General features: G+C 46.0%; 16 protein-coding genes and 1 tRNA gene. 6 read left to right on the top strand and 11 right to left on the bottom strand.

Annotation, left to right across the window (positions count from 1 at the left end):
- Positions 1 to 319 precede the first annotated feature (319 nt).
- The 11 genes from QUA00_RS11480 to QUA00_RS11430 form a co-directional block, all read right to left on the bottom strand.
- Positions 320 to 2,224 (bottom strand): EAL domain-containing protein, encoded by a 1,905-nt coding sequence (locus QUA00_RS11480; protein WP_333409673.1) that lies wholly within the window; start codon positions 2,222 to 2,224, stop codon positions 320 to 322.
- 1 nt (position 2,225) lies between these two features.
- Entirely contained in the window at positions 2,226 to 5,024 is a 2,799-nt protein-coding gene (locus QUA00_RS11475; protein ID WP_333409672.1) for an ATP-binding protein, read from the bottom strand.
- Positions 5,025 to 5,972: 948 nt separating this feature from the next.
- On the bottom strand, positions 5,973 to 6,101 hold the full coding sequence (locus QUA00_RS11470) for a hypothetical protein (protein WP_333145132.1): 129 nt from the start codon (positions 6,099 to 6,101) through the stop codon (positions 5,973 to 5,975).
- Between the two features lie 85 nt (positions 6,102 to 6,186).
- On the bottom strand, positions 6,187 to 7,383 hold the full coding sequence (lptC, locus tag QUA00_RS11465; protein ID WP_333409671.1) for an LPS export ABC transporter periplasmic protein LptC: 1,197 nt from the start codon (positions 7,381 to 7,383) through the stop codon (positions 6,187 to 6,189).
- A gap of 176 nt (positions 7,384 to 7,559) precedes the next feature.
- Complete coding sequence (locus QUA00_RS11460) at positions 7,560 to 8,165, bottom strand: LabA-like NYN domain-containing protein (protein ID WP_006631885.1); 606 nt, start codon at positions 8,163 to 8,165, stop codon at positions 7,560 to 7,562.
- Between the two features lie 105 nt (positions 8,166 to 8,270).
- Positions 8,271 to 9,863, bottom strand: a complete 1,593-nt coding sequence (metG, locus tag QUA00_RS11455; protein WP_333409670.1) for a methionine--tRNA ligase — start codon at positions 9,861 to 9,863, stop codon at positions 8,271 to 8,273.
- 643 nt (positions 9,864 to 10,506) lie between these two features.
- Positions 10,507 to 11,649, bottom strand: coding sequence for a heat-inducible transcriptional repressor HrcA (hrcA, locus tag QUA00_RS11450; RefSeq protein ID WP_445305738.1), 1,143 nt, complete (start codon positions 11,647 to 11,649; stop codon positions 10,507 to 10,509).
- A gap of 301 nt (positions 11,650 to 11,950) precedes the next feature.
- On the bottom strand, positions 11,951 to 12,820 hold the full coding sequence (locus QUA00_RS11445; protein ID WP_333409668.1) for an alpha/beta hydrolase: 870 nt from the start codon (positions 12,818 to 12,820) through the stop codon (positions 11,951 to 11,953).
- 169 nt (positions 12,821 to 12,989) lie between these two features.
- Positions 12,990 to 13,142: a hypothetical protein gene (locus tag QUA00_RS11440; RefSeq protein ID WP_333409666.1), complete on the bottom strand. Its 153-nt coding sequence runs from the start codon at positions 13,140 to 13,142 to the stop codon at positions 12,990 to 12,992.
- Between the two features lie 542 nt (positions 13,143 to 13,684).
- The gene (locus tag QUA00_RS11435) at positions 13,685 to 14,410 is read right to left on the bottom strand and encodes a hypothetical protein (RefSeq protein ID WP_006631881.1); all 726 of its coding nucleotides are present in this window, start codon (positions 14,408 to 14,410) and stop codon (positions 13,685 to 13,687) included.
- A gap of 84 nt (positions 14,411 to 14,494) precedes the next feature.
- Positions 14,495 to 14,671, bottom strand: coding sequence for a hypothetical protein (locus QUA00_RS11430; RefSeq protein ID WP_333157763.1), 177 nt, complete (start codon positions 14,669 to 14,671; stop codon positions 14,495 to 14,497).
- A gap of 246 nt (positions 14,672 to 14,917) precedes the next feature.
- Between QUA00_RS11430 and QUA00_RS11425 the strand changes: the two genes are divergently transcribed.
- The 6 genes from QUA00_RS11425 to QUA00_RS11400 all read left to right on the top strand — a co-directional run bounded on the left by QUA00_RS11425 (position 14,918) and on the right by QUA00_RS11400 (position 19,642).
- Positions 14,918 to 15,469: a GNAT family N-acetyltransferase gene (locus tag QUA00_RS11425; RefSeq protein WP_172187348.1), complete on the top strand. Its 552-nt coding sequence runs from the start codon at positions 14,918 to 14,920 to the stop codon at positions 15,467 to 15,469.
- Positions 15,470 to 15,712: 243 nt separating this feature from the next.
- Positions 15,713 to 15,786 (top strand) — tRNA-Pro (locus QUA00_RS11420).
- A gap of 152 nt (positions 15,787 to 15,938) precedes the next feature.
- Positions 15,939 to 16,778 (top strand): Tic22 family protein, encoded by an 840-nt coding sequence (locus QUA00_RS11415; protein WP_333409665.1) that lies wholly within the window; start codon positions 15,939 to 15,941, stop codon positions 16,776 to 16,778.
- Between the two features lie 268 nt (positions 16,779 to 17,046).
- Positions 17,047 to 18,027, top strand: a complete 981-nt coding sequence (locus QUA00_RS11410) for a HemK/PrmC family methyltransferase (protein ID WP_333409678.1) — start codon at positions 17,047 to 17,049, stop codon at positions 18,025 to 18,027.
- 60 nt (positions 18,028 to 18,087) lie between these two features.
- Positions 18,088 to 18,681, top strand: coding sequence for an L-threonylcarbamoyladenylate synthase (locus tag QUA00_RS11405; protein ID WP_333409663.1), 594 nt, complete (start codon positions 18,088 to 18,090; stop codon positions 18,679 to 18,681).
- 25 nt (positions 18,682 to 18,706) lie between these two features.
- The gene (locus tag QUA00_RS11400; RefSeq protein WP_333145144.1) at positions 18,707 to 19,642 is read left to right on the top strand and encodes a sensor histidine kinase; all 936 of its coding nucleotides are present in this window, start codon (positions 18,707 to 18,709) and stop codon (positions 19,640 to 19,642) included.
- Positions 19,643 to 19,742 lie beyond the last annotated feature (100 nt).

Genomic DNA, 19,742 nt, shown 5'->3' with positions numbered 1-19,742 from the left:
AATCAATGCAGATGTTAATGGCGCGGCAAATATCATCCGAAAATCAAAAGTAGCCATAGACTCAATTTCAATTATTGGGCGAGTGGGTAGGGGGTTGCTGACTAACCCTTTAAGAATCAAACTTTGGGCGGATTCATCCCCCAAAGTTTCTCCTTAAGAATCCCCGTGTCTTTAGACCGGGGAGTGTCAATAATTCATAAAATATCAAAAATCCGACCCAAACTAACTATTAATTCCCAGCATAATTGAGTTCGCATGATGATGAGAGTAGGCTCTTGGCCCTGTCCCACAAGAGTTTCATAAAATTTATTGAGCCAAACTAGATGTCAGGCCAGCTTGCTAGCCCTACTTTTAAGCCTAATAATTCGGTTGCCTTTTCGCTGTCTACAGGCTTAGAAAATAAATATCCTTGCCCCAACTCACACCCCAACTCTCGCAGTTTCTGTAGCTGTGCTGGCGTTTCTATGCCTTCTGCCACAATATCCATACCTCGGCTGCGAGCTAGCGTTACAATTGTCTGGATAATTTCTACGCCACTGTTGTCTAACCCAATGCGGCTGACAAAAGAGCGGTCAATTTTTAAGGTATCAATGGGAAACTCGTGTAAGCGGCTTAAAGAAGAGTAGCCGGTGCCAAAGTCATCGATACACAACATAAGGCCTAGAGCTTTTAGCTGCTTCAACATCTTTTCTTCCCTGGATACTGTTTCCAAAATGCAGCTTTCAGTAATCTCTAGTTTGAGACTGTAGCTGGGAAAGCCAGTCTGCTGCAAAATCTCCTCAATTCGATTCAGTAGGTTTGCTTGCTTTAGCTGCACTGGGGAAAGATTGACATTAATCGCCAAGGGAGGTGTGTGGGGAAACTGTTGCTGCCAAATACTGATCTGGTGACAAGCTTCCTGCAAAACAAACCACCCCAGTTCATTGATCAAACCAGTTTCTTCAGCCACAGGGATAAACTCAGCAGGCGGGTAGATTCTGCCAGATGGGTGATGCCAGCGCACCAAAGCTTCAAAGCCACTCAGTTGCCCGGTAGAAAGGGAGACAATTGGCTGGTAGTGAACGCAAAATTCTTGTAGCGCGATCGCCCTTCTCAAGTCGTTCTCCAACTGCAAGCGCGTCATCGCAATAGTTTGCATAGCTGGATCGAAAGTTTCGTAACGCCCTCTACCTTGAGCTTTAGCATAATACATTGCGATATCTGCATCTCTGAGCACGTCTTCGGGGCGATCGTAACCCATTGTGCTAACGATAATTCCAATGCTGATCTCGGTAAATACTTCATAATCATTCAAATTAAACGGCTGCCTTAATTGATTTTGGATGCGTTCAGCCACCCTGTTTGGTTCCTCAATATCTTTAATATCTTCCAGCAATATCACAAATTCATCTCCTCCAAACCGCGCAACTGCATCTGTATGGCGTAAACAAACTTGCAGTTGACGAGCAACACTTTTTAGTAATTCATCCCCAACCAAATGTCCGAGGCTATCATTCACTACTTTAAAGCGATCTAGGTCCATAAATAGCACCGCATAGAGATAATCTTCACGTCTGTACGACAAGTCGATCGCCTGTTGCAGCCGATTCATAAACCAAGCGCGGTTAGGCAACTCCGTTAGCGCGTCGTGAAAAGCATAATGTCCTAATTTTTCTTCTCTTTCCAACAACTGAACTTGAGCCTGTTGAAGCTCGTTGCAGGCTTGTCTAAGTTCAGCCGTTTGAGAAGCCACCCGTTCCTCTAACTCAGAAGTGAGTTTCTGCAAGGCCGCTTCCGCCTCTTTTCGCGCTTCAATTTCCTCTTTGAGAAGCACATTTTGCTCTTCCAGCGTCTTGGTCAAATTTCGCAGTCTCAGATGTAGTTGCACGCGGGCTAGGACTTCCTCTTGCTGAAAGGGTTTGGTGATATAATCTACTGCTCCCATTGACAGACCTTTAACCTTATCCACGCGATCCGTAAGAGATGTCATAAAAATCACAGGGATATCTTTCGTTGCCACCGATGCTTTTAAGCGGTGGCAGGTTTCAAACCCATCTATCCCCGGCATCATCACATCTAACAATATGATATTTGGCGAAACTTCTTGTAACTTCTCAATAGCACTTTCCCCATCCTTAGCTACTAAAACCTTGAAGCCTGACTCCTTCAAAAAATCGAACAGAAGTTTTAGGTTATTCGGGTTGTCGTCAACAATTAAAATTACATTGTCTTTTTGGTTGAGCATTTTATTCCCCCAAATGTTTTCTTACAAAAGCTAGTAGTTCTTTTTCTTCAAAATTCTTGGCAAATTGCAAGATTTTATTAGCAAAGGGTAGATAGTTGCCGTCTATCTGCTTAAGTCTATTGGCTTCCTGCTCAACCACTTCAATATCGCCGATCCGAGCTGCATTAAACAGCGCTACCAGCTCTGCTGATGGCGGTATCACAAGCTCACCACTCTGAACGTTTAATACATCAGTGAAACCTTCCGGCTGTGCGATCGCCAAATCCGCAGGTTGGTCGTAAATCCATTCTATTTGTAAGTAGTTTTTTAATACTTCGAGCAATTCTTCTACTTGGATAGGCTTTGACAGGAACTCGTTACAACCTGCTTCTTGGCTATTTTGCCGATCGAATTCAAACACGCTGGCGCTGGATGCTATCAATATTACATCCTTAAACTCTGATGACTTTCGGAAGCGCCGCGACATTTCAAATCCATCCATTACTGGCATCACTAAGTCTGTGATAATCATATCAGGTTGAAAATCAATGGCTTTATTTAAACCCTCTTGTCCATTACAAGCTTCCATGATTTTAAAACCTAGTGGTTCTAAAAAGCTTCTAATAAAACCTCTATTTTCTAATCGGTCGTCTACTAACAAAATTTTATTTTTATTGCCTTTAAAACCTGTTAAATTAATTGAAGTATTTGGCGAAGGTTGAGTAATAAATTCAGATGAGGGATTCAACTCTAAATCAAAGGAAAAAATGCTGCCTTGACCGAGTATACTTTCGACTTTTATTTCGCATCCCATCAGTTGAACAATTTTCTGTGCGATCGCTAATCCCAACCCAGTGCCTTCTGCCTTCTGCTGGCTATTTCCGACTTGTTCAAACGGTAAAAATATTTTTTCTAACTGTTCAGGTGCCATTCCAATCCCCGTATCTTGGATATGGAAACGAATTTTAGTAAGTTGTGATTGGTCAGAGTCTTCCCCCGTACCTATTACGCCTACCTTAAAAATAACACCTCCTTTTTCTGTAAATTTAATAGCATTGCCCAAAAGATTAATCAAAACTTGGCGCAGTCGTTTTTCATCAGCATATACAGCGTTAGGAAGTTGATTTAATACTTGATAACTAAAGGTAATTTCTTTTTGTTCAGCTCGGATGCGGCACATTTCCACAACCCCGATCAAAAAGGAAGAAAAATTAAAACTTGAGCTGTCAAGTTCCATTTTACTGGCTTCAATTTTAGAAATGTCTAAAATATCGTTAATCAGCGTGAGTAAGTGCGAACCACACTGGTGAATAATGTGGATAGCATCTTTTTGTTTAGGAGTGGTAGTTTTATCGCGCTCCATAATTTGAGAGTATCCTAGAATTCCGTTCAGGGGTGTGCGAAGTTCATGGCTCATGTTGGCGAGAAATTCGCTCTTGGCATGGTTAGCAGTATCAGCGGCAATTTTTGCCTCTTTTAGCTCACTTGTTCGTTCTTCTACTCGATTTTCTAACTCTGAGTTGGTCTTTTCTAAAGCAGCAAAAGACTCGCGCAATTGCTGTGCCATTTGGTTAAAAGATTGAGCGAGAACTCCCAGTTCATTTATCCCATTTACGTCTACTTTTTGGTTTAATTGACCGCTAGCGATCGCTCTACTCGCTTTACTCAAAAGAAAAATAGGATGGGTAATCCAGCGGGAGGCGAAGATTCCTAACAACGTCGCTAGCACTAACGCTAAAATGCAGAGTAGGATAGTGCTACGGGTATTGGCATTAATTTCCTCCATAAAGTCGGCTTCTGGAACGACTACAACAATCAGCCAATCAAGACCTCTACCATCTTGGAATGGGGATACTTGCACGAATTCCCGCTGACCATTTAGCATGAATTCTAGTTGCTGGTTGCTATCTATTTCGGTAAAGTTACCAAAGCGTTCTATTAAATGTTGCGCTGTACCCTTGATCAAAGGTACGCTGCTCTCAATCGCTTTTAATCGTTGCGTTTTTTGGCGATTTTTGCTTTTGATAAATGGCTTCTCGGCGGTGGAAGAAGCCACTAGCAAGCCAGAGCGTTCGATGATGAAAGTCTTGCCCGATTTACCAATTTTTAAAGTTTGGAGAAAGTCGCTGATTTTTGAGAGAAATAGATCGGTACTTACAACACCTATAAAAATGCCATTTTTATCGTAAGCAGGTTGGCTAGCGGAGATGCCTAGGCTAGGTTGAATATAATATTGATAAATTTTATTCCATTGGGGTTTGCCGGCAACTTTTGCGGCTTTATACCAGGGTCGAATGCGGGGATCGTAGTCTGGGTGGGTCTCCTTAAACTGAGTCGGGTTGCCCTCTCTATCTACCTTGACGATCGTATTGAGAAAATTAGTAGAGCGATCGGTTATTTCAATAACCACACTGCCATCATCCTTATATCCAGCACCCGCGTATTCTTTTTTTTCCCCTCCAAAACTGATGTAACTAACAGTGGAAAATTGCTTGAGCTGCCAGTAGAAGTAGCTTCTCATAGAACTCATATTGTCTGGATTCCATAATCCAAAGCGGCGAATGGCATCGACGCTGATGGCATTGACCAAATGGGGTGTTTCCAAGTAAGTGTTTAGTTGTTGATTGATGCGGGCGACTACCTCCGTTCGTAATTGGGTAGTAACGTTGTTGACGGCAGTTTTGCCGTTGCGTAGCGAGAGCCAACCTGTCAGTCCCACAGCGGCGAAGATTTGCAGGACGAATGGTACGACTAAGACGAGGCGCAACGGGATTTTTTGAGGCCTTTTTGCAACTTCGTCCTCACTTGCGATTAGTGTCATGGCGGAGTCATTTTAGTATTTGGATTATTTCAATAACAACAGTCGCTCACCCTTGGTCATTTAAAGTCAGCTCTAGGGAAATTATTGATTCCGTCTCTCTTGAACGCCAATTGGTTTAATGATATCTTATTGTTGAATAACCCGACTGAAATGAGCGGCTAATACTGATACAGTTTGCAAATTTATGAAAAAAAACCTATCCCCCATTTGAGACGAAATCTCCATAAATGTCAAATGCTATATTTTGCTTGGGGTTGCAGTGTAAGCCTACCTCCAGATTTCATGGATATTGAGTACACCTTCATTGACTTGTAGGTCTTGATCTCAATACTAATTGATCTAAGCATACAATTATAGTCAGGACTTATACCAATTTTTTATGAGGCCCCGTAGAATCTGATCCCCCCTAACCCCCCTTAATAAGGGGAGTAGGGGGTGGGACAAGATTCTTCTCAAAGTCAACCCCTACTCCCCAACAATCAGGGGGATTTAGGGGGATCGAGATATGTGCAACTTCACATTAAATTGGTATTACGAACTATAGAATCTGAAACCCACCTTCCCCGTGCTGCCCTAAAAAAGGGGGAACTTGAAAGCCCTCTTGGAAAAAGGGTTTGGGGGTTCTATGCGTAACTCTTAAGCTTACGTCAGCTAAATTGCGCTTTTTTTTCAAGGGGCTCTCTGGCCCGTCCCACAAGGATTTTCAAATAGAGGAAATGGCAACCTAGATGCACAATAACTTAATAGTCGATCGTGCATAGTGCCTAAATCAACCCTAAACTCAACAGTGCCATGAGTTCAGGTAGAATCAGATGCGAAACAGAAAAAGATTTGACTGCATGGGCGATCTACGGAAACGTAGGGCGCTGAGCGAGATAGCGTTGAAATCCGCTGTTTGGCAGTTTCGTTTTTTCTTCCAGGCATAGGTCTAATCTCCCACACCCCATCTCAAAACGAAAGCCGCACGCCCGGACACGAGAGAAGCAGTTCAACACCCTTAAACTCTCTCCAACTTAATCCGTCAATTAAGATAGGTTCATCAAGCCTTTCTAAAGTTGTTTCTAAAGTTGTCGTCATCCCAACCCCTCCTTACTCAATTCAATCTTAATTGAATGTGCGTTCATCAGCGCTCATCTGCCAACATCTGCGATCGCAATCCCATCTACTGTCCCAAAGTTCCCTTATACTCGTCCGGTACAAATTCCGTAACCACTTGGCCGCCGCCACCGTCGCCTTTGACAATCACAGTTTGATTTTTCAACTCTCCCGCCGCCCTCGGCCCTGTCAAATTAAACACCGGATTTAACTGCCGATATACCACATTTCCTTCTGCATCAAAAGTCTGGTTAGTTAAATACCAAGTTACGCGATCGGTATTTAATTGAGCTTGACGTTTTTCCCCAATTCCTACCACATTTCCCGTCAAATAAAAAACTTTTTTCTCTAAATCTCCCCGCCCCGTATCCCCAGTCATCGTCACCTTTTCCACGCGGTGAAAAACCTTCACAGGCCCGGGCGATACCACAGATTGCGCCGGAAAATTCCAACTCATCAAACTGCTTTCTATTTGCAGCGGCGGGTCTGATGGCATCAACTGAGCGTTTTTTGTCAGCGTCGCAATCTTGGTTTTTAAGTCTACATCTACTTGGTCGGCAAAACCGCTGTCTGTGACTATTTTATCTTTGTATCTGTCAATTTGAGTCGGTTTGGCGCTGTTTACCTTTTGTTGATCCACAAACCACACTAAGTGTTCGGTTCGCAATTGCAAAGCCGGATCTTTAACATTCGCCACCACAGAACCGAATAACTCCATCCTCTTAGCCCTACTGAAAACCCGCGCTTCCTTCGCTGAAGCCGTCACCTGTTTGTTCTCTCCCGTCAAATTATTGCGGACAACTAAAACATCTTCCTTCGGCCGCCACTCCAACTCATTTCCCCGCAATACCACTCCATTTTTCAGGTCTTTAGCGACTATGTTACCTTTGAGAAAAACCTGATTTCCTTCCTGAAATACCTGCCCGGTTTCTCCCTGAATATCGTAAATTTCTTTGCCGTCCTGAAACAATTTGCCCACTGGTTTCTGAACGTTAACTATCTTTTGGTCTTTGCTGTAAACGGCATTTTGCGAGTTTACTTTCCAGAACGTCTCGCCCTTTTCGTTTGCTTGTTCTAGGGTTACTTTGTTTAAAGTTAAAGTGCTGTTTGACTGTTGAGCAGTTTTGAGATCCTCAGCTAATTTGTTCTTTGGAGCCTCTTGCGGAACCGCACAAGCACCAATCCCCAAAATCAGTGCTGATAAAAATAGCAGCATCAATTTTGGGGATTTGAAATTGGGAATTTGGGATTTGAGATTAATCATTGGTTATTGGTAATTGGTAATTGGTAATTGGTAATTAATAATTGGCTCTTGAAAAACACTTAATCAAAAATTAAAAATGTGTCATGTTTGGTCTAAATTTTTAACTTTTAATTCTCAATGATTCAACCCATTAACCATCACCCATTACCCGTTACCCATTACCCATTACCACATCCCTATCTGTCGTCGTGTTCCTCCATCAAGCTCAGACCTGACAAAGGGCGGTAAGCATAATTAGGGCGCGATGTTTTTTGGATGTCGTCCTTAATCATTTCCAAATCGATATAGCGATCGGCTACATTAATCAAACTGTCGCTCGTCATCGATCGCAAACTCACCACCTCAACCCGCACACCGCGATAGCTCACAGCGTCTACAGCATAAGCCAAATCGCCGTCACCGCTCACCAGTACCGCCGTGTCGTAAGACCCCACTAAAGCCATCATATCCACAGCGATTTCTACATCCAAATTCGCCTTCTTAGAACCATCTGGCAACTGTACCAAATCCTTAGAAATCACGCGGTAGCCGTTGCGGCGCATCCACAGCAAAAACCCCTGCTGTTTCTCGTTAGTGCGATCGACACCCGTGTAGAAGAAAGAGCGCAGCAGCCGCGAACCCGCAGTTAAACGGCACAGCAGCTTAGTGTAATCAATCTCAATTCCTAACTGCAAAGCCGCGTAAAAAAGGTTAGAACCGTCAATAAAAATTGCCACTCTACCCCGATTTTCTAGAACCTGTTCCGGCGTAAAAAGGTCGTTGCTTTCTATTCTATTCAACATGATTGTTATGCCTCGATTTTTATGAAAGATTGGTAAGGAAATAACTGCTAATTCGTAGTCTGTCATAACACCCAGAGCCCTGGCTGCCAACTATGAAGGTACTGTTTACAGCAGTTCGATCCGCTTAAAAACAGGTTGGGGTTCCCCCAGAGTTTGGTTTGCCGGCAAAGCGCCCCAAGCAGCATGAGCTGCAAAATTCGCTAAACTGTTAACTGTAACTCGATCGTTAAAGTCAATTGAAAAACCTAGCTGTTGATAGATAGCGTTGCTGATATTGGGAATAATCGGCGACAAAAGGTAAGATGCTAGTCTAACAGATTCCAGAACAGAATATAGCACCTGTTCGACACTTTCGATTTGTCCCTGCTTGTACAAACTCCAAGGTGCTTGCACGTCAATAAACTTGTTCCCGGCTCGCACTAATGCAAGCACGGCTTCGCAAGCCTTGCTAAAAGCCAACTCTTCGTAAAAACCCGCTACTCGATCGCCCAAATCCAGGCTCATAGCCTTGAGAAGGTTGTCGCCCTCAATGTTTTCTCCCAACACATTGGGTACGCAGGCACCGCAATATTTGCGAGCCATGTTTAACGTGCGGTTAAGCAAATTTCCCAAATCATTTGCTAGCTCAGCATTCAATATATTGATAAACCGAGTTTCGTTAAAATCGCCGTCCTCTCCGAACTCAATTTCTTTGAGGAAATAGTAACGTACTGCATCAGCGCCGTATTTGTTGACCAATTCGACAGGGTTTAAAGTATTACCCTCCGTTTTCCCCATTTTTTTGCCGTCTTTGGTCAAAAACCCGTGTGCGAAAACGCGACCCGGCACCGGTAGATTCGCTGACATCAGCATTGCCGGCCAGTAAACTGCGTGGAAGCGAAGAATATCTTTGCCGATCAAATGCAAGTCAACCGGCCACCATTTAGATAAAGCATTCTCCAACATCGGGTCGCTGTCCGGATCTAGCAAGGCGGTGACGTATCCCAGCAAAGCGTCAAACCAGACGTAGATGCTGTGACTGGGGTCAACTGGCATTGGCAGACCCCATTCGAGATTCACTCTAGAAATCGAAAAGTCTTGCAGTCCAGAGTTGACGAAACTGAGCACTTCGTTGCGTCGGCTTTCCGGCGCGATGAAGTCGGGACGTTCTGCGTACAAGGCCAGCAGTTGCTCTTGATACCGCGACAGACGGAAAAAGTAATTTTCCTCGTCGCGCCACTCAACTTCCTTGCTGGTGTGGACGGAGCACCGATTTCCCGGCAACAATTCCCGTTCATCCTTAAATTCTTCACAGGAGACGCAGTACCAGCCTTGTTGCTGGTTCAAGTAGATGTCGCCGGAGTTCCAGACGCGCTGGAAAAATTCTTTGACAATGTACTCGTGGCGCCGCGAAGTTGTGCGGATGAAGCGATCGTACTGGATGTCGAGTTGCTCCCACAGCGCCTCAAACGCCGGAACTACTGAATCGCAGTGAGCTTGGGGCGATCGTCCCAAACTCTCGGCTGTCCGCTGAATTTTCTGCCCGTGTTCGTCCGTCCCCGTAACCAGCAAAACAGATTTGCCCCGCAGCCGCTCAAATCGGGCTAGGGCATCCGCAGCCATAGTCGTATAAGCGCTGCCAACGTGAGGTAAATCGTTTACATAATACAGAGGCGTTGTGATCGCAAAGGTATTTTTAGTTTTATCGGTCGATTTCATTGAATGCTAAAAGAAAATTCCCTAAATTTCGTTTCGATCTTAACTCAGCGGTTAAATTTTTTATGGAGTGGCAATCAAGCCAAATTCACTGCAAGTTATTTGCAATTGTCTAACCCGGGCTATTCCCAAAAGAAATATTGCTTTCATATCAACACTAATCTTTTTTAGTTGTTTTTGACGAACTCTCTAAAATGTCTTAATATTTTGACATTCTGCTGCCTTGGGAAGCGACGCTCCTGGGGTACGCGCCTCCTCTATTCATTGGTCGTAGCCGCTATCCCTAGAGCGGGTTTAGCAGCCCACCCTGTTGGCAACAAAACTCGTCAGTTGGGCTGCTAAACCCACCGTTCGACTAACGCTCCGCGATTACTTTCTGGGAAGGCCCGATCGCTCACCATCGCCATCTCTTTCTCGCGATCGCTGGAAAGTCGATCGCCCGCCACTCCTGCCACTTTCCGAGCCGCTCATGGACGCAGAAACCGGGTTGTTTACGAAACTCTCTTGTCAAGCGCGAAGCTTTAGTTTCTTGCCCCAAAAAGAGTATAAAAGCCTAGGTTTTTTATCACAAAACCCGGTTTTTAAAGGTTGCGAGTACATCCACAGACAATAAAACCCCAAGCCAGTTAAGCTTGGGGCTATCAAATTAGGGTGCATCTAACAACGGATTATCCGATCGCCCTCGATCGCCATCAGGAAAACTAACTCGATTTCCGCCAATAGCTTCTGACAAATAATCCGCCGCAGATTCCACCACCGCGATCGCATTTTCGTAAACCATCCGCGTCGGCCCCAAAACCCCAACACTACCCACCGGCACTGATCCCCGGCGGTAAGTCGAAGAAATCAGAGTACAGCCACGAATTGGTTCTAAAGAATTTTCCGAACCAATACGCACCGTTACCCGCTTGCCGGGGATGTCCAACTCAGGCGATTCAAAAATCAAAGGCCAAAGCAGTTCTTGCTCTTGTTCGAGCAGTTGCACCAGGGTTTGAACTTGCTGCAACTGCGAAAACTCAGGCAAGCGCAGCGCTTCTGCTAAACCGCCGATCAGAATCCGCGTGTAGGTTGGATTGGTTTGGCGGCTGCTCAAAGCAGTCAGCATGGTTTCCATCCACTCAGCGTACAGCTCAAAGTCCCGGTCTAACTCGCTCCAGTCTACAGCCGAGAGTTCCGAGAGCGATCGTCCCCGCAACTTGCTGTTCAAAAAATTCGACAAAATCTGCAATTGGCGATCGACAATTTCGGCATCAGGCCTGTTACCTTCTGCGTCTGAAGGCAACTGCACCAAAACCGACTGAGTTTCGTAGGCATCCGTTACCACGATCAGCATCACCTTTCCCGGCTCTAGCTGCACCAGTTGCAAGTGGCGCAAGCAAGCCATATTGGTTTGCGGAATGGTGATCATGGCTATGTAACCGCTGATAGTTGCCAGGATTTGAGCAGCGCCACGGAGTGCCGCGTCCATGCGACCATCCGACCAATTGAGCTGGTCTAGTACCTGTTCCACCTTGCGGGCGAGCGTATCAGACGGCTGAATCAACTGGTCTACATAAATTCGGTAGCCGGAGTCAGAGGGGACTCGTCCTGCCGAAGTGTGGGGCTGATAAAGCAGTCCAGCTTTTTCAAGAGTCCCCATCGCATTGCGAATTGTAGCTGGGCTGACGCTGAGGTTGAATTCGTCAGCCAAAGCTTTTGAGCCAACGGGTTCCGCTGTTGCTATGTAGTGGCGAACCGTTGCCCAAAGGATGTGTTGTTGCCGATCGGTGAGGTTAACGCGCACAGATATTTAAGCAGAATTAGAATTTAGAGTTGAAAGCCACTATTTAATCGAAACGTCTGTCCCAAGAGGGCGATCGGGCAGAGTTATCTATTTAAGATAACAGATTTAGGCGAAGGAAGTTCAGCAACAGATTGTGTACGGGATTTTACGGATTGTGTACGTGATTTTACGGAGCGATGTTGAGGGAATGAACAGGGAAAAATGTTTTAACTTTTAACTTGTAACTTTCTATTTGGGAAGCTTCGCTTCCCCGAACCGGATATCTGCCCAATGCCCCATTCCTTGGTTTCGCTTTACGCAATGCCCTTTAAGTGTGTTGTTTAAGAATATTTTGCAGGTAACTAGCCACGGCATCCGGCTGTTCCACCATTGCCAAATGGCCACAATCGGGAAGCTGAAGGACATTCTCGCCACAACCTTGGAACATCCAGTGGAAGCTAGCCAAATGCAGCACGTATTTTGGTTCCATAATTTTGTCTTTAGTGCCAGCAATAAAATAAACAGGCTGCTTGAGTTGGGAGACAATTTGTGGCAATAGGTGAATCTGGGCTTCTGTGGTCGAGTCCAACAAAGCCCCCAAAGCTGCCTCTGGATGAGCTCCCACGAAATCTATTAAGCGCTGCCGTCCCCAGGATCTGCCGATCGAGCGGGCTACAGAATCGCGGGCAAACACGTAATCTGCTAAGGGCAAGCGAGGTAGCCAGCCGGGACGCATTGTCACTAGCTGCTTGCCGACCGATCGAAACCGCTCGAATTCTTCCTTAAGATAGATGCCGCCCCCTGCATTGATGCAGACCACGCCTTTAACGCGATCGGAGAATTTGCTGGCTCCCCAAAGGGCGATCGTACCGCCGAGAGAGTGTCCCACCAGCCAAGCAGAAGATATATCGAGTTTTTCGAGTAAAAGTTCCAAATCGCGAGCGTAAGCTGCCGGAGTGTAGCAGGAATTTAGCGGTTCGGAACATGGGCGATCGTCGCCTGCGTCCGATTGAGAATCGCCAAACCCCCGCAAATCGTAGGTAAGGCACTGATAGTTTGATGCCAAGCGATCGGTCAAAGGTTGCCAGTAGTGGCGGCTTAACAGCCAGCCGTGGACAAATACCAGAACCGGGGAAGTTGCAGTCGGAGCCGTCAAATCGTAAGCGTGCCGAACCCCTAGGATGTCGATTGTTGCCATACTTTTATCCTACCCGCTCCATAAGACCTATGTAAACCTATGTATAGCCTTTCTCAGAAAGAGGGAGTACGCCGAAACCCTTTGTTCTCAAGCTTTTTCAGTTGAATTGTTTACCTCATCTACCCAAGAAGCGCTATAAGTTAAGTCAAAAAGACTCAACTTTATCGATTTACCGCTTACCTCCTGCTGCAAAGCGCGATCTTAAGCTGACGCTACTTTTGTCCACTGCACGGGCAATCTTGGCATAGCTTGCCCTTTTATGCGATCGGTCTGGAATAAATATTCCTTCAAACCAGCGTTCTATGTTTTTTGCACCCTTCAAATTTCTGTCTGCTGTATGAGCGCAATTGCGACATAAATCAACGCGATTTTTTAAGGGTCTTTTGCGGCAATAAATTTTCCAAACTTAGCCGAGTTGAAAGTTGTTAACCCTCGGTATTCCAGTGTCAAATTAGATATTTTTTTGTAGGATAGTTACAAATTAAATTCGTACCTCCTACCTTCAACTCTTAAACCAACTAAATTGTTAGCATTCAACAATTATTTAATCTCTTAATTCTCTAGCTAGCGTTACCTATCCCTACTTTTAGGCGAGGTGAGACGTAATTTTATGGAGCGCATTTTTGCGGATATTTGCGACTCTTGCGTGTAGTCCCGCGAGCTTATTTAAGTAAGTAGGCGCTGTAAAACTTAAAAAGCTTGACAACATCGTTTCGGCGTGTCCCATGTTTATGAGAACCGCTATCTACACTCGTTTGTAGGAACAATTTGGCCGAGCTTTTTATCCTATCTCACTGGAAAACTTCTGCAAACTAATGTCTACTTATAGAAATCTAGTTATTTAGGGAGCATCGGCAGCTTGCCCTAAAACCGCTCGCCTAGCAATCTTTGTCGCACCCCCTCAGCGATTTTCTGCCCCAGATATTCGGGAATTAAACTTTCATTGGGGCCCAACAAATAGAGAATCAGGCGAGTTCGCCCCCGCCAAACTAGCAAATTAGCATTTACGACCAACAAATCCTCTTGCCAGATGGCATACATAACTTTGTAAAAAAGTCCAGGTTGATTATCTGCTTCAATCAGCAAAGCTGGCAAGTGGAAAACCGGATCGACGTAGAATTCAGTTGCCACATCTTCTAAACCCGCGTCTAAATTAAATTCCACCGCCAACATCTCTTCAACCTCAAAATGCCCCGCCAAGGCCTCTCGAACGGCTCTACAGACGTTTTCTGCTGTTTTATCTGCTAGTACCTTGCCACCGCGAGATACTACCAATTTGATAAATACCAGCATCGGCGGGTAAATTTGACCGTACAGACTCAGACTGTGAATTGTCAGTCCGTAGGCCGCGAGCACTCCAAAAATATCGCTCAGTAGAAAAGACTGGTTCCGGTAAGCAAAATGCAGGGCACTTTTGTTACCTTCGGCTCGGATTTCGATGACTGCTTGCCGAGTTTTGTAAAGCTGGTAAGCTAATTTGAGGTTTTGCAACTGGATTTCGCTGCTGACAAATTGCTCATAAAACTGCGGAAACGCTCGGTTAAAGCGCTTGAGAAGTTCTAGTGTAGATGGTTTTAAACCCGAAGCCATAATTGAGGAGAAGGTGCGGGAGATATACTGGTATTGACTCTTCCATGCCTTATGGCAATGGGATTTTCGATTCGACGATTCGACTTAAATTGTGCCCGTCTCCTCACTAAAAGCAAAAGTCAAATCTGTCTGAGAACTTATCACGAGAATGTCACCGTTGCGCCATTCCAGTGGTATTTTCCACCAAGGGTATAAGTTCCGGCGCGATCGGCGGCACTCAAAAGAAGCATTTCCCAATATGCCTCTGTCCTGGTTCGGCAACAAATTTTACCTTAAAAGCGGGTTGTCCGGGCACTTGCTAGCAGAACAGTTCTACCAAACTTGACAGAATCAAAAAAGCGCAGACTCAATGTTGGACGACAAATCCCTGTTTTCGGCGTAAGATGAGTGTACCGTAAACTGTTCCTCAAGAGGCTACCGGCAATTGATCCTACGCCGATCGGAGTGGGTTTATCTGTCTGGTTCTCTTTCTCGTCGTCCAACTTCTACTACCTTAACCGCGCCTGCATGGGTTTTTGGAAAAACTTATTTAGTAGTTCTGAGTCTGCCTCTGTACCCCAAACAGCGGATTTTGAGGAAGATGTGGCTGTTGGGTTAGGCGATCCGCTTTCCCCAACGTTTCGCAAGCCCGCCAGCGGAAACGCTCGCATCTTTTTCAGTTGCGATCGGGACATTGACCTCTACGAACTCGAAGAACTTTGTAATGCAGTGGGTTGGTCCCGCCGTCCCCTGCGTAAAGTCAAAAAAGCTATTCAGCACAGCTTCCTAGTCGTCTCTATGTGGGAGATGCGGGGCAGCCAGCGACGGCTGGTGGGTTTCGCCAGAGCGACTTCAGACCATGCTTTTAATGCCACGCTTTGGGATGTGGTAGTTCATCCTGACTACCAGGGCAAAGGCATGGGCAAGGCGCTGATGAAATACATCATTAAAAAACTCCGCAGTGAAGATATCAGCAACATTACCTTATTTGCTGACCCTCAAGTGGTGGATTTTTACCGCAATTTGGGCTTTATGTCCGATCCAGAGGGGATTAAAGGTATGTTTTGGTACCCTGATTAGCGAGCGAGGTGCAGGTCGGCGTTGATTTGTTGAGGAAATGCAATTGACGCTGCCAACACCTCCTCTTCCTGTGCGCTGCGGTCAGTTACGATTGGATGTATCCCCGCAGCGAAAGCAAGTACGATCGAACTGCACAACTTGAAGACAACTTCGCCGTAGCTGCATTGAAAGCTAAAATCAAAAAAAGCTTGACAAGGGAGGGGTTTTGTGAGTTAATGGTTAAAAGATAGCTAACTATCACACCGGGATGTAGCGCAGCTTGGTAGCGCGCCTGCTTTGGGAGCAGGATGTCGCAGGTTCAAATCCTGTCATCCCGATCGCACAATGTTAAATAATAGATTGAAGCAGAACTGTCTCTGATGTTTACATTTCGTCAAAATGAAAACAAATTGAGGCAGTTTTTGCCGATCGTGTTAAGTCGCCAGTCTTTGCGTTAATGTGTTTCAGGATCGCTCCTGATGGAAAAAACATGAAATCATTAGTTCGTTTGGGCGCAATATTGGGAATTGTCGGCAGCACTCTGCTGGGCCCCTCCCCAATTGGCAAGATGTCTGCACTGGCACTGCCGGAGCCGCAAATTTTGGAAAAATTGCGCCAGGTACCAGTATTTACGATTACAGACGCTCAGGGTGCGCCCCTGATCGCTTCTGTTCCCAAGCAGGGTCAGGGTCAAACTGGTAATGCTTCCGTGGCGGGAATTTTCATCAGCCAGAAAGACGCTCAAGCTTTTGTCGATCAACTGAAAACCAGAAATCCTCAGTTGGCGGCCACGGTGCGCGTGATGCCCGTGTCGCTGGGGGAAATTTATCAGCTCACTCAAGCAAATAAAGGCAAGCCGGAGGAAGTGCAATTTGCTTTCGTTCCGGCGCAGCAGCAGGTGCAGTCAGCTAAAACTGTACTTCAGCAGACTGGTCAACAAGTTAACGAGTTCAACGGTGTACCTCTATTTTTGGCAAGAGGCGGCGCCGAAAATGGTTATTTGACGATTCAGCGGGGTCAGCAAGAGGTGATTCCCTTGTTTTTTAACAAGGAGGATTTACAGGGAATGGTCGATCGTTTTAAGCAGCAGCAGCCGAACGTGACTGCCACAATTAAGATTGAGGTGGTGAACTTGGAGAGCGTTTTGGAAGCTTTGCGTACTGAGAACGACCCGTTTTTGACCCAAATGATGTTGATTCCCTCGCGGGAGTCGTTGGAATTTGTGCGATCGCTCCAACCTGCCGGTGCGGGCCAAAATCCACAGGTTGCTCCGGCTCCAGCCTCTCCGGCTCCAGCTCGGCCGGCTCCAGCTCCGGCTCCAGCTCGCTAATATTTAGTCAGTTGACAGTTGACAGTTGACAGTTGACAGTTGACAGTTAACTGTTGACTGTTGACCACGAATTTCAAAGGTAATACCCGCCACGTGATTTATCCGTGGAATCAATCCAAAATCTAAAATCTAAAATCCTCAAGCCCCCGCATTTATCCGTGGGGTCGCCTCTAAAATCTAAAATCTAAAATCTAAAATCGATTGACTGTTGTCATTAGTTACCAATTCCCGATGCCCGATGCCCGATGTCCAATTCCCAAAAAGTCTTATGTTTGTTTCTGGTTTAGAGCTTTGGGAATGGGCGAATCAAGCTAAAACCGAGGCGATCGCCTATGACATTCCCCTAGCAGAAATCGACTGGCTGCTGAAAGAGCTGGCTGGTTTGGATAGGTTGGCTCTGCGTTTGGAGTCGTTTAAAGATTTGCCAAAAATTGAATTAAAGTTGTCTTTATCGGAACTTGCTCAATTGTGGCAGCGGCGCTTGCAGGAACGGGTGCCGGTGCAGTATTTAACGGGAGTTGCACATTGGCGGCATTTTTCGCTCAAAGTAACGCCGGCGGTGCTAATTCCGCGTCCTGAAACGGAATTGCTGATCGATTTGGCTGTGGAAGCTGTTAAAAGCCGTTTAGAAGCAGAAAATATCAATCAAAAATCTACCCCCCCCAACCCCCCCTTACTAAGGGGGGGAGAAGATTTAAACTTCTCCGAGCTTCGGGGGGGAGAATTGACCAAATCGCATTGGGTGGATTTGGGGACGGGCAGCGGGGCGATCGCGATCGGCTTGGCTTCGGCGTTGACAAATGCTAGGGTTTATGCGGTAGATTGCAGTTCGCAAGCTTTGGCAGTTGCTCGACTGAATGCTGAGAATTTGGGCTTTGAATCGCGAATTAATTTTTATCAAGGTTTGTGGTGGGAACCGCTAGAATTTCTCAAAGGTCAAGTCAGCGGCATGGTGTCTAACCCCCCTTACATTCCCAGCAGCACGGTGCTGACTCTGGAACCGGAAGTTTTGAAGCACGAACCTCATCTGGCCTTAGACGGCGGTTTTGACGGGTTAGATTGCATCCGGCATTTGGTAGAAACGGCTCCCGATTATTTAGAATCCGGGGGAGTTTGGTTGGTTGAGATGATGGCGGGACAGGCTGAGGCGGTAGCTGATATGCTCGAAAGTCACGGGAGTTATGGCAAAGTTCAGATATTTTCGGATTTAGCAGGAATCGATCGGTTTGCCTTAGCCTACCGTCTGTAGGTTTCAAGAATATGTCGTACTTCTAAAATCTAAAATCTAAAATCTAAAATCTAAAATGGCATGACACAAGTTTCGATCGATGCCCTAGTTCAAGGGGCAATTTCTGGTAATCATATCGTCAGTTTTCCTACAGATACTGTACCCGCTTTGGCGGCGCGTCCCGATCGCTCGGAGTTGATTTTTGCAGCTAAACGCCGCAGTCAAGACAAACCGCTGATTTTGATGGCAGCATCGGCCAAGGCTTTATGGCCTTACGTGCAGGGGAGTCCAGCAGAGTTAAAGTTGTGGCAGCAAGTGGCCGAATCCTATTGGCCGGGGGCGTTAACTTTGGTACTGCCGGCCTCGCCAAAAGTCCCGGCGGCCATGAATTCGATCGACCCAACTACAATCGGAGTACGAGTTCCTAACTTTCCCCTTGCCCTAAAGATTCTAGAGCAGACAGGCCCTTTGGCTACTACCAGTGCTAATTTATCCGGTCAGCCGCCTCTGGAATCGGTGGCAGAAATTGAGGCTCAGTTTCCCGAAGTCTTGACATTAGTTCCTTCTGAATTAGCAACAGCGACAACAGCTTCGAGTTTGCCTTCGACTGTGGCTAAATGGACGGGCAGCGGGTGGGAAATATTGCGACAAGGCACGATCGAGTTAGAATGCTAAAAGCTAAACTCCAAGGCAAAGCAATATGGCGCCGATCGGCTGGAGCAACTTTATATATTTAGGTATGGGACTGGGGCTGGGTTTGGGAAGCAGTTTGATTTGGCGCCTGCGGCAAAAAAGCTCGCAACAGCCCGAACCGGCGCCCAAAGTAGCCCCACCTCCTCAAGAAATTCACTTAGAGAAGTTTGATGCTCTTTCCGAGCAACTTAAGCAAACTCAATTGGCTTATCAGATGGCATCGGAGATGAGCCAATTTAAGGCGGGTTTTTTGGCTCGAACTTCTCACGAGTTGCGATCGCCCCTGAGCACTATGATTGGTACGCTGCAATTAATTCTCTCGGATTTGTGCGACGATCCTGCTGAGGAACGAGAGTTTGTCGAGCAAGCTCACGTCGCGGCACTCAAGCTGGTGAAATTAATAGATGAAATTATCTCTGTTGCTAAAACTGAACACGGCACTGAAAGGATGGATATTGAGCCGATTCAGTTAGCTAAGGTTTTTGACGAGGTTGATGATTTAACTTACTTGCAAGCTGCTAATCGCGGCATTCGTTTGGAGATATTGCCGCCAGATCCGGGGATTTATGTATTGGCAGATTTGCCGAGGTTTAGGCAAGTTTTAGTCAATTTGGTAGATACTGCTGTTGCTCAGATGGAGGAGGGGAGTATTTCTGTTTCGGCGCATTCTTCGCCGGAATCGGGATACGTTCACATTTGGGTGGACGATCAGCGTTCAGTGAGTGCTTGGAGCGAGTCTTGGGATTTGCTGAAGCACGATTTGGAGTGTGATATTACCAAGAGCAGCGATAATTCTCAGGTGTCTTCTGGAATGAGGTTATTGATGAATCAGACTCTTTTAAGTTTGATGAGCGGAAAGTTGGAGGTTCTGGCCGTGCCTTCTGAGTCCGAAGAGTGCAATTTTAACCGGACTCAGTGTTCTATTCCTTTGGCAACTTTCTGATGAAGGAAGTTCGGCCGCGAGCAATGTACGGGATGTAACGGAGATATTGCACCATTTTAAGCAACAGGCAAGATGCCTGTTCCACAAGAGATGAATTTTA

Origin of the sequence: Microcoleus sp. T2B6, from assembly GCF_036700475.1 — a bacterium.
GTDB lineage: Bacteria > Cyanobacteriota > Cyanobacteriia > Cyanobacteriales > Microcoleaceae > Microcoleus.
The sequence above is the reverse complement of the archived record's forward strand: the minus strand, read 5'-3'. Positions and strand labels throughout refer to the sequence as shown.

Excerpts from the sequence above, each read along its gene's own strand:
- QUA00_RS11405 (WP_333409663.1), top strand. The coding sequence starts at position 18,088 with ATGACACAAGTTTCGATCGATGCCCTAGTTCAAGGGGCAATTTCTGGT.
- QUA00_RS11415 (WP_333409665.1), top strand. The coding sequence starts at position 15,939 with ATGAAATCATTAGTTCGTTTGGGCGCAATATTGGGAATTGTCGGCAGC.
- lptC (WP_333409671.1), bottom strand. The coding sequence starts at position 7,383 with ATGATTAATCTCAAATCCCAAATTCCCAATTTCAAATCCCCAAAATTG.
- QUA00_RS11460 (WP_006631885.1), bottom strand. The coding sequence starts at position 8,165 with ATGTTGAATAGAATAGAAAGCAACGACCTTTTTACGCCGGAACAGGTT.
- QUA00_RS11480 (WP_333409673.1), bottom strand. The coding sequence starts at position 2,224 with ATGCTCAACCAAAAAGACAATGTAATTTTAATTGTTGACGACAACCCG.
- QUA00_RS11400 (WP_333145144.1), top strand. The coding sequence starts at position 18,707 with ATGGCGCCGATCGGCTGGAGCAACTTTATATATTTAGGTATGGGACTG.
- QUA00_RS11475 (WP_333409672.1), bottom strand. The coding sequence starts at position 5,024 with ATGACACTAATCGCAAGTGAGGACGAAGTTGCAAAAAGGCCTCAAAAA.
- QUA00_RS11435 (WP_006631881.1), bottom strand. The coding sequence starts at position 14,410 with ATGGCTTCGGGTTTAAAACCATCTACACTAGAACTTCTCAAGCGCTTT.
- QUA00_RS11470 (WP_333145132.1), bottom strand. The coding sequence starts at position 6,101 with ATGACGACAACTTTAGAAACAACTTTAGAAAGGCTTGATGAACCTATC.
- QUA00_RS11410 (WP_333409678.1), top strand. The coding sequence starts at position 17,047 with ATGTTTGTTTCTGGTTTAGAGCTTTGGGAATGGGCGAATCAAGCTAAA.
- metG (WP_333409670.1), bottom strand. The coding sequence starts at position 9,863 with ATGAAATCGACCGATAAAACTAAAAATACCTTTGCGATCACAACGCCT.
- QUA00_RS11425 (WP_172187348.1), top strand. The coding sequence starts at position 14,918 with ATGGGTTTTTGGAAAAACTTATTTAGTAGTTCTGAGTCTGCCTCTGTA.
- QUA00_RS11445 (WP_333409668.1), bottom strand. The coding sequence starts at position 12,820 with ATGGCAACAATCGACATCCTAGGGGTTCGGCACGCTTACGATTTGACG.